11 protein-coding genes are annotated in these 9,532 nt (G+C 68.0%); 8 read left to right on the top strand and 3 right to left on the bottom strand.

Annotated features, from left to right (window positions below):
- Positions 1-356 (bottom strand): MASE1 domain-containing protein (locus WBB14_RS26480; protein WP_424242392.1); only part of this gene is annotated, 356 nt, incomplete at its 3' end.
- A 271-nt stretch (positions 357-627) separates the two neighbouring features.
- Between WBB14_RS26480 and WBB14_RS26475 the strand changes: the two genes are divergently transcribed.
- A complete protein-coding gene (locus WBB14_RS26475; protein WP_424242393.1) occupies positions 628-1,317 on the top strand; it encodes a murein hydrolase activator EnvC family protein in 690 nt (229 codons plus the stop codon).
- 37 nt (positions 1,318-1,354) lie between these two features.
- Here WBB14_RS26475 and WBB14_RS26470 read toward each other — a convergent pair whose 3' ends face one another.
- Positions 1,355-2,050: a Crp/Fnr family transcriptional regulator gene (locus tag WBB14_RS26470; protein ID WP_424242391.1), complete on the bottom strand. Its 696-nt coding sequence runs from the start codon at positions 2,048-2,050 to the stop codon at positions 1,355-1,357.
- A 112-nt stretch (positions 2,051-2,162) separates the two neighbouring features.
- On the opposite strand from WBB14_RS26470, the gene WBB14_RS26465 reads away from it, so the two are divergent.
- From WBB14_RS26465 to WBB14_RS26435, 7 genes are all read left to right on the top strand, one after another.
- Positions 2,163-3,233, top strand: coding sequence for an ABC transporter substrate-binding protein (locus tag WBB14_RS26465; RefSeq protein WP_424242390.1), 1,071 nt, complete (start codon positions 2,163-2,165; stop codon positions 3,231-3,233).
- A complete protein-coding gene (locus WBB14_RS26460) occupies positions 3,217-4,302 on the top strand; it encodes a FecCD family ABC transporter permease (protein ID WP_424242389.1) in 1,086 nt (361 codons plus the stop codon). Before WBB14_RS26465 ends, WBB14_RS26460 begins: the two co-directional genes overlap by 17 nt.
- Positions 4,295-5,032 (top strand): ABC transporter ATP-binding protein, encoded by a 738-nt coding sequence (locus WBB14_RS26455; protein ID WP_424242388.1) that lies wholly within the window; start codon positions 4,295-4,297, stop codon positions 5,030-5,032. Before WBB14_RS26460 ends, WBB14_RS26455 begins: the two co-directional genes overlap by 8 nt.
- Before the next feature lie 3 nt (positions 5,033-5,035).
- Complete coding sequence (locus tag WBB14_RS26450) at positions 5,036-5,641, top strand: hypothetical protein (RefSeq protein ID WP_424242387.1); 606 nt, start codon at positions 5,036-5,038, stop codon at positions 5,639-5,641.
- Positions 5,638-6,288 carry a hypothetical protein gene (locus WBB14_RS26445; RefSeq protein ID WP_424242386.1) on the top strand — a complete coding sequence of 217 codons (651 nt, stop codon included), beginning with the start codon at positions 5,638-5,640 and terminating at the stop codon, positions 6,286-6,288. Before WBB14_RS26450 ends, WBB14_RS26445 begins: the two co-directional genes overlap by 4 nt.
- Before the next feature lie 57 nt (positions 6,289-6,345).
- Positions 6,346-8,505 (top strand): TonB-dependent receptor, encoded by a 2,160-nt coding sequence (locus tag WBB14_RS26440; RefSeq protein WP_424242385.1) that lies wholly within the window; start codon positions 6,346-6,348, stop codon positions 8,503-8,505.
- 114 nt (positions 8,506-8,619) lie between these two features.
- The gene (locus WBB14_RS26435; RefSeq protein WP_424242384.1) at positions 8,620-9,159 is read left to right on the top strand and encodes a hypothetical protein; all 540 of its coding nucleotides are present in this window, start codon (positions 8,620-8,622) and stop codon (positions 9,157-9,159) included.
- A gap of 52 nt (positions 9,160-9,211) precedes the next feature.
- Here the strand turns inward: WBB14_RS26435 and WBB14_RS26430 are convergent.
- Positions 9,212-9,532 (bottom strand): ATP-binding cassette domain-containing protein (locus tag WBB14_RS26430; protein ID WP_424242383.1); only part of this gene is annotated, 321 nt, incomplete at its 5' end.

Genomic DNA, 9,532 nt, shown 5'->3' with positions numbered 1-9,532 from the left:
CCGGCAAGCAGCGCGGCCACGAAGCCAGGTCCGTGCCTGCGCGGCGACAGCCGCTGCACCGTCCAGGCGGCCAGCATCGAAGACAGGCTGCCCGTGACCGCGAACACGACCGCGGTCATGGGCTGGCCGCGCCAGGCCAGGGTCAGCAGCAATTGCGCGCAGAAGAAGCCGATCAGCAGCAAGGGCCAGTCGCGGCGCCGCGTCAGCAGGTAGGCGCCCACCGCCACGCCGGGCGGCAGCCATACGAACGAAGCATGGCTGACCGGGTCGTTCAGCAGGTGCGAGAACCAGCCGCAAAGCAGATAGGGGATGGCCCACAGCAGGCAGAGCGGATTTCTTCTGGACGAGTCTTTCATTCCCATGAGGGTCCTTGCAGGCGCATTGATCCACGGCGAAAACCGTTCGCCCCGATCTGCGGGTTATACACGCTCCGCGCCGGCGCGCGAAGCGCCCGCGCCACACCAATCCGCCAAAATCTTGGTACCCTTGAACGCACTCAGATTCCGATACTCCACCTCAGTGCCCCAGGTTTCAGTGCTCTCCTTGTCCGCCCCGGCCTTGCCCATTTCCGTTTCGTCCGCCACCGCGGCGCCCGCCAGCGGGGGCTGGAAAGGTCCGTCCGTCCGCCTGTGGCTGTGTGTGCTGGCCGTGGCGCTGCTGGCCTTGCTGTCCGCCTGCGGCACCACCAAGGTCCAGCCCGGCTACTACCGGGTGCAGTCGGGCGACACGTTGACCCAGATCGCGCGCAAGCAGGGCGCCAGCGTGAGCGATCTGGTGCGCTGGAACAAGCTGTCGAATTCCAATTCGATCGAAGTCGGGCAATTGCTGCGGGTCGAGCCGCCGGCCGGGCAGGCCAGCACCTCCACCGCGCCCAGCAAGGCGCGCGGCAAGCCCGCGCCTTCGCCCAAGTCGTCGACCTCGACCGCCAAGCGCCGTACTGCCCCGCCGGGTGCGATCTCGCTGGTCTGGCCCGCCCAGGGCAAGGTCACGCGCGGCTACGATGGCTCGGGCTCCAACGGCATCGTCATCAGCAACTCTTCCGGCACGCCGGTGGTGGCCGCGGCGCAAGGCACGGTGGCCTATTCCGGCAGCGGCCTGCGCGGCTACGGCCATCTGGTCATCGTCAAGCACAACGCCAGTTTCCTGAGCATCTACGCGCACAACAGCAAGCTGCTGGTCAAGGAAGGGCAGCGCGTCAGCCAGGGCCAGAAGATTGCCGAAATGGGCAATAGCGACAGCAAGCAGGTCGGCCTGTATTTCGAGCTGCGCTACGACGGCCAGGCGGTCGATCCGGCGGGCTCCTTGCCGTCGAAGTAGGTCGCATGGTCCTGTCCCGCAGATGCGGGGCAGGAGACTAGATATGCACCAGCTGCTTGAGCGAATCCAGCTTCAGGATGCATAGTTCGCCGCGCCGGTCCGAGATATAGCCCTGGCGTCGCCATTTGGCGAATATCCGGCTCAGCGTTTCGGCGCGCATACCCAGCTTGACCGCAATCTGCGAATGGCTCAGCGGCAGCACCACCGGCCGGCTGCCCTGCGGCTTGCCCGCGCGCAGGATGTATTCGGCCAGGCGCTCTTCGGCCGAACTCGAGGTCAGCCAATCGATCTGGTCCGTGTGATGGCGGATCAGGTTGGCGCTGTGCGCCATGACGCGGCAGGCGAAGCGCGCATCGTTCAGGCAGAGCTGGCGGAAGGCCTCGCCATTGAGCAGGCAGCCGCTGCCGTCGGTGCGCGCACGTACGCTGTGCAGATGCCGCGGAGTAGCCTCGAACAGCGAGGACACGGATAGCCAGCCGCCCGGGCCGACATGGCCGAATACCTTGTCGCCGCCATCCGCGGTGTAGCGCAAGCCTTGCAGCGATCCCGCGCTCACCAGCAGGCATGAGGAAGCCGCCTGGCCTTCCGAAAAAATCGTATCGCCCGCGCCGAACTCCAGCCAGCGGCTGCGCTCCGCCAGGGCGAGCAGGGCGGCATCGCCGACGCCATCGAACCACGGGTGCTGGCGCAGCGCCGTCATCAAGGGCGCGGATCGTGAATTGACAATAGTCATTTGGTCTGGGGGCGGTGGCTCATAAAATGAATGCGATTGATTCTTATTTGTGATCGTACCATTGCGGCGGCCGGCACCCACGGCAGGCCTACGCAGCGTAGCCAACTCCCACATGACTATTTCCGCGTACTTCCGCGCCGCGCTGGCGGCAGGAGTTCTCTCGTCGTCCGCCGCCGGCGCGGCGCCCATCGCATTCCAGGACATGCTGGGCAATCCCGTCAGCCTGCCCGCGCCGACGCAGCGCGCGGTGACGCTGCCCATGCCTGCCGGATCGCTGCTGATCTCGCTGGACGGGGGCGCCGAGCACCTTGCCGGCATGCATCCCAGCGCCTACGGGCTGATGAAGGACGGGCTGCTGGCGCGTATGTTCCCGGCCACGGCCGCGGTGCGCACGGACATCACCCGTTCCGGTTTCGTGCCCAATGTGGAAACGCTGCTGCAGATGCAGCCAGACCTGGTGTGGCAATGGGGGCATATGGGCGACGACCTGCTCGCACCCCTGCGCAATGCCGGACTGCCGACCGCGGCGCTGGTGTACGGCACCGAGGACCGCACCCGCGAATGGATACGCCTGATGGGCCTGTCGCTGGGCCAGGAAGCCCGCGCACAAGCGCAGCTGCGCTGGCGCGATCAGGTGCGCGCGGAGATCCGTGCCGCCACCGATGCCATTCCGGCCAGCGAGCGGCCGGGCGTGCTTTATCTGTCGCGCCATGCGCCGCAGCTGCGCGCAGCGGGCGGCAACACCAGCTTCGAGGATGACATTACGCTCGCGGGCGGACGCAACGTCTCCGCATCCATTGCCAGCGGACAGACCGTGAACATCGAGCAGATCATGGCCTGGGCGCCCGCGGTGATCCTGCTGAACAATTTCGAGCCGGGACTGACGCCCGAGACCTTGTATCGCGACCCGCTGTTCGCCGACATACCCGCCGTGCGCGAACGCCGCGTCTACAAGGTGCCGCTGGGCGGCTATCTGTGGGATCCCCCCAGCCAGGAATCACCCTTGTATTGGCAGTGGCTGAGCCTGCTGCTGCACCCGGAAAAATTCTCCTGGCCCTTGCGGGACAACATCGCCCGGGCCTACGGCGAACTCTATGGATATCAGCCCGGCGCGGACGAGATCGACGCGGTGCTGCGCCTGAATATGAACCAGGGGGCTGCGGGCTATGAACGCTTCCGTTGAAACGGCGCGCACGCCGGACAGGGCGATGTCCATGCGCCAGGGGGCCTGGACGTGGCCGTGGCTGCTGATGGCGCTGGCGTTGCCCGTGTCCGTGCTGGCGGCGCTATGCGTGGGCCGTTATCCCCTGGCGCTGTCGCAGGTGTCCAGCGTATTGGCCGGACTTGCCTTGCCGGACGGCCTGGCGGCCTGGCTGCCGTCGGTCAGCGCCACGGAGCATCGCGTCGTCATGCAGGTGCGGCTGCCGCGGGTGCTGCTGGCGGTGCTGGCCGGATCCAGCCTGGCCATGTGCGGCGCGGCATTGCAGGGCGCCTTCCGCAATCCGCTGGTCGGTCCTCAGATCCTGGGAATTTCCTCGGGCGCCGCATTCGGTGGCTGCGTCGCAATCCTGCTGTTCTCGTCGCTGTGGGCGACGCTGGGCCTGGCGTTTGCCGGCGGCCTGCTGGCGGTGGCCATAGTCTATCTGTTGAGCCGCTCCAATGGCCGCACGACCATTCTGATGCTGGTGCTGGCGGGCGTGGTGACCAGCGCCTTCTTTTCCGCGCTGATCTCGCTGACCACCTACTTCGCGGATCCGAACGACAGCCTGCCGGCCATCGTGTTCTGGCTGATGGGCAGTTTCGCCACCGCGACCTACACCAAGCTGGCGGCGGCCGTGCCCCCCATCGTGGCGGGCATGGCCCTGCTGTACGCGCTGCGCTTCCGCATCAATGTGCTGTCGCTGGGCGACGAGCAGGCCAGCGCCATGGGCATTGCCGTCGAGCCCTTGCGCTGGCTGCTGCTGGGCTGCGCCACGCTGGTGGTGTCGGCCAGCGTGGCCGTATCGGGCACCGTGGGTTGGGTAGGACTGGTGGTGCCGCACATCGCGCGCATGCTGGTCGGCCCCGACCACCGGGCGCTGCTGCCCGCCAGCGCTCTCATAGGCGGCACCTACATGGTGTGTGTCGATACCATGGCCCGTAGCGCCACCAGCGCCGAGATTCCGCTGGGCGTGATTACCGCGCTGATCGGCGCGCCGCTGTTCGCATGGCTGTTGCGCCGCGCCCAGCGCGGGGGAGCGCAGCATGCTTGAGCTGAAGCAATTGGCCGTGCAGGCCGGTGGCCGCCGCCTCTTGAGCGATCTGTCGCTAAGCCTGTCCGCCGGGCAGATCCTGGCGGTGCTGGGACCGAACGGGCGCGGCAAGACCACGCTGCTGCGCACCATCCTCGGGTTGAACCGGCCTGCCGCAGGCAGCGTTCGCCTGCAAGGCCACGCCGCCTACGTGCCCCAGCGCAGCGACACGCTTTACGCCTATGACGTGCTGACCATGGTCAGCATGGGCCGCGCGCGCCATCTGCGTTGGTACGCATCGCCCGGCGCCCGCGATTGGCGCATCGCCCGCGACTGCCTGGGCGAGGTCGGCCTGGCGCATCTGGCGGACCGCCCCTTCCACGCCTTGAGCGGCGGCGAACAGCAATTGGCCTGCATCGCGCGCGCCATGGCTAGCGCCAGTCCCCTCATCATCCTGGACGAGCCCGCGGCGGCCCTGGACCTGCGCAATCAGGACGTGGTCTTGTCGCTGCTGCGCCGGCTGGCGCGCGAACAGGGACTGGCCGTGGTCTTCACCACGCACCAGCCGCAGCACGCGCAGCACATCGCCGACCAGACCCTGCTCATGCATGCCGATGGCTGCGAAGCCGGTCCCACCGCCGGCATATGCGTGGACGAACGCCTGAGCCGGCTGTACGGCCTGCCGGTGCGCGTGGCCACCTTGCGCGGCGAGTCCGGCGACATCCTGGGCGTGATCCCCGTCTTCCGTTGAACCATGAAAAACATCATTGCCTACCTGAACAACTGGACTGGTGACGGCCCCGCCGCGCTGACCGGCGGCCCCGCGCCGCGCGCCGCTTGCCTGCCGCTGTATCAGCTGCACGAGAGCGATCTTTCCGGATACCGCGCGCTGCTGGTCCCGGCGCACACCGACCAGCGCTACTTGCTGGAGCACTGCGCGCTCCTGGAAGCCTATCTGGAATCGGGCGGCACACTGGTCTGCAACGGCCATGTCGCCTATCCCTTCCTGCGCTGGCTGGCGCCCTTCGTGCCGGGATCCGGCGCAGGCATCGCGGGCCTGCGGGTGCAGCGTGCCGCGCCCCATCCGGTGTTCGACGGTGTGGACCCCGAACACCTGACGTTCCGGCGCGGCGTGGCGGGTTTCTATGCGCGCGGCGGCAACCCCGCGCCGGCCGGCGCGCTGGTGCTCAACACGCTGGGGCCTGAGGCCCAGCCCATCGACTGGGTCCTGGCATTGCCGGGGGGCGGACGCCTGCTGGTGCATTCCGGCAATGACCTGTGGATGTACGCGGGCAGCGCCGACAGCGCCGGCCGCATCGTTCCCCAACTGTTCGACTGGCTGCAGGGAGACGCGGCATGACCGCAGGACGCACCCCCGTGATCGCGGCGCTGGACGCCGGCACCTACTACCACCATCGCACCTTCCGCACGCCGGAGCTGATGCCTCACATCGACCGGACGATATACCTCCGCGACCTGGACGAGGCCGCGCTGCGAGGCTGCGACGCGCTGATCGTGTCCTGCTGCAGCAATCCGGATCTGCTGGTACCGCACCGGGATCTCTGGCGCCGCTTCCTGGGCGCGGGCAAGACACTCGTCGCCATGGGCGAAACACATTCCGAACGCTGGCTGGACGGCGTGCGCTGGACCCCGTCCGAGGTGAATTTCTGGTGGTGGAAAGAGCCGGGCGCCGATTCCGGCCTGCGCCTGGCGGCGCCGGCGCATCCGCTGTTCAGCTACCTGACGCTGGCCGACGCCACCTGGCACCAGCACGGCTCTTTCGAACCGCCGCCAGGCGCGCAGTCCCTGATCGACAAGGCCGGCGTCGGGTCGGTGCTGTACGAGGACAGGCACAGCACGCCGGGCCGGCTGATCGTGACTTCGCTGGACCCGATGTATCACCACGGCAGCTACTTCATGCCCGCTTCCAGCCGGTTCCTGCGCGGCTTTCTGCCATGGCTGAAGGATTCCACGCCGGCCATCGATCAGGACCTGGCCCCCGCCTGACGTGGCGCGGACCGCCGCGCCCATTCCGATTTTGCCCCCTCTCTCTTGTGTGCATGTATGCAACGCTCCTATCTTTATGCCCCCCTGGTCGGCGCCGGACTGCTGACCGCCGCCATCGCCGCGCCCAGCGCCGCGGCCGACGTACCGCAATTGCCGTCGATCCAGGTCACGGCCGACGGCCAACCCGATGATGGCCGCCTGCGGCCCATGGGGGCGACGCCGCCCGCGGCCTCGATCGACCACAACGTCACGCAAGCCATCAGCGTGGTCGACAGCCAGGACATCGATCGCCTGAACACGATGAGCACGCTGGACCTGCTGGGCCGCGTGCCCAACGCCACCGTCAGCCGCAGCGGCGGCATCGCCGGCACGCTGTTCCTGCGCGGGCTCAATACCAACGACATGCGGGTGCCGATGTTCATCGACGGCGACCGCTTCCGCGGCCGCAACACCTTGCAGTTCATGCTCATCAGTCCGACCGAGATCGAACAGGTCGAAGTGGTGCGCGGGCCGAACTCCTCGCGCTTCGGCAGCGACGGCCTGGGCGGGCTGGTCAACTTCGTCACCAAGCGCGCGCATGGCAATCTGAGCCAGCCCTTCGGCCTGAACGGCGGCGAAGCCTCGGTCACGTACAACACCAATGGCGACGGCGTGCAGAGCAATGTGGCGTTGGAAGGCGCCGGCGACGGCTTCGACCTGCGCGTCTATGCCACCGGACGCCGCGCCAGCAACTACGACAGCGCGGCGGCCGAAGTGCCCAACAGCGACTACCGCGGCGCGGGCGGCGGCATCGTGCTGGGCTATATGCCCGACGCCCGCCAGCGCATCGAGGCCAGCGCGCGAGTGGCCTATGTGAAGGATGGCGCGGCCGGCACGGTGCCGCAATATCCCTTGAGCTACAGCCGCCGCGATCCGCTCAAGGTCAAGCAGGGCAGGCTGGCCTACAGCGGCGAGTTCGATGGCGTCATCAGCGCGCTCAAGGCCAGCGTCTATGTGAACGAGTTCGGCACCGTCATGGCCACGCACAACCAGACCAACCCGGCGCGCGTGGTGGATTCGCGCAGCAATGTGATCGGCCCGGTGGTGTGGGGCGGCAGCGTTGCGGCGACGGTGCCGTGGGCCGACACCAACACGACCTTCGGCCTGGACTTCATGCACGAGCGCCGCCCCGGATCGGAATCGCGCAGCGACATCACCGTGCGCCGTCCCAACGGCGTCACCACGACCACCAGCACCTCCTACGCCAAGACGGGGCCTGACCAGTACCAGACCAACGTCGGCGCGTTCCTGACCACGGAGTGGAAGCCCGCGCCAAAATGGACCGTTACGGCAGGCGGCCGCTTTGACTGGTTCAAGTCCGACGTCGGGCTGGAACCCTTGCCCTCGCCCAATCTGCTGCCCGCGTTCCGTGCCGCGCAGAACACCACCGAAACCGCCACCACCGGCAGCCTGGGGCTGGCCTACCGCGCCACCGACGTCGTGGAATTGCTGGGCAGCGTGGGCAGCTCGTTCCGCATGCCGTGGACCTCGGAAATGTTCAGCAGCGGCTACACCGGAACCAGCTACACCATTCCGAATCCAGGCCTGAAGCCGGAACGCGGCGTCACCGTGGAAGCGGGCACCCGGCTGCATTTCGAGCAGGCCACCGTCGGCCTGACCGCGTTCCGCAGCAACTACAGCGACTTCCTGGAAAACGTCACCACTTCCTATGAAGGCCTGCCCGCCACGCAACGCCGCAACGTGGGCAAGGCACGGATCCAGGGCCTGGAACTGGACTGGCGCTGGCAGCTGAGCCGCGAGGTCAATCTGTACGGCAACGCCAGCTACCTGCACGGCACCAACCGCACGACGGACACGCCGCTGCAATCGATCGCGCCCCTCAGCGGCCTGCTGGGCGTGCAGTACATGAGCCCCAATGAAGCCTATGCGCTCAGCGGCGAACTGCAATGGGCCAAGGGCCAGAGCCGCTATGCCGAGCGCGCCGAATATCCGGCCGCGGGCTTCGGCGTCGTCAATCTGTATGCCCAGTTCCAGCTGGACCGCCTGGGGCTGCCGCAGGCCGGCAACACCCAGGTCGTGCTGGGCGTGAACAACCTGTTCGACCGCGCCTACCGCACGGCGGCGACCTCATCCAACGTGGCCTATGCCATGACGGATCTGAATCCGTTGCTGGAACCTGGCCGCAGCTTCAGCCTGACGCTGCGCACGCGCTTCTGAATCCACTTGCCCGCCTGGACGCGCGCTGGCGCGTCCTTCAACCCTAGACCCACCCTTGCGCCAGCGGGCCGCCATGGCGGCGGCTCGTGGCCGCGCATCACCCGGAGAAATCCCATGACCACCCCCGAACAACGCGCTTCCTCCCTGACCGTGACGGCTGAGGAAGGACCGCTGCCCATCTGTTTCGACGCCGTCCAGGCCTACCATGGCCATGGGGCGCTGGCCATGCTGGCGCTGACCTTCCAGGGCCTGCGCGGCGCGCTGCCGAAGCTGGAGCAAGACGGTGTGCCGGCGCCGCGCAAGGAGTTGTCCGTCATCAGCGGGCATCCCGGCCCGGGCGTGCGCGATGCGTTCGAATTCGTCACGCGCGCCGTCACGCGCGGCTGCTATACGGTGGATCTGACGCTGCCCGAGGCGCGCTATAGCCGCGGTGCGGACAAGTCGTACAGCTTCCATCTGCGCCGCGGCGCGCGCAGCGTCCAGGGCGTGTTGCGTCCCGGCGTGCTGCCGCCGGAATTTTTTGATTTGCTGGGAAATCCGGCGCCGGATGCCCAGCGCGTCCACGCCGAACTGCGGCGCGACATCGCCGCGCGGGTCATCGCGGCCGAACCCGAATCGCTGTTCGACTTTCTCGTGACGGAAGGCCAGGACTGACGCGACACGGACGGAGGAGCAGGCGGAGACGCCTGCGATCGGCCCGGTCGCCCTACAGCGCCGCTTCCTGCGTCAGTGTCGAGATGAACGTCGCGGTGCGCGGGTCGGACGGCTGGGTGAACAGGGTGCGGGAATCGCCGGATTCGACCACGCTGCCGTCCAGCAGGAACACCACTTCGCGCGACACGCTGGCCGCCAGGCGCAGGTCATGGGTGGCCATCAGCATGGTCATGCCTTCGGCCGCGAGCTGGCGCAGCACGTCCACCACTTCGGCCGCCAGGCCCGGATCCAGCGCCGAGGTCGGCTCGTCGCACAGCAGCACGCGCGGCGCGGGCGCCAGCGCCCGGGCGATGGCCACGCGCTGCTGCTGGCC

The organism is Achromobacter sp. (genome assembly GCF_049647645.1).
In the GTDB taxonomy this organism is placed as follows: domain Bacteria; phylum Pseudomonadota; class Gammaproteobacteria; order Burkholderiales; family Burkholderiaceae_B; genus Achromobacter.
This window is presented reverse-complemented; position numbering and strand designations above follow the sequence as displayed.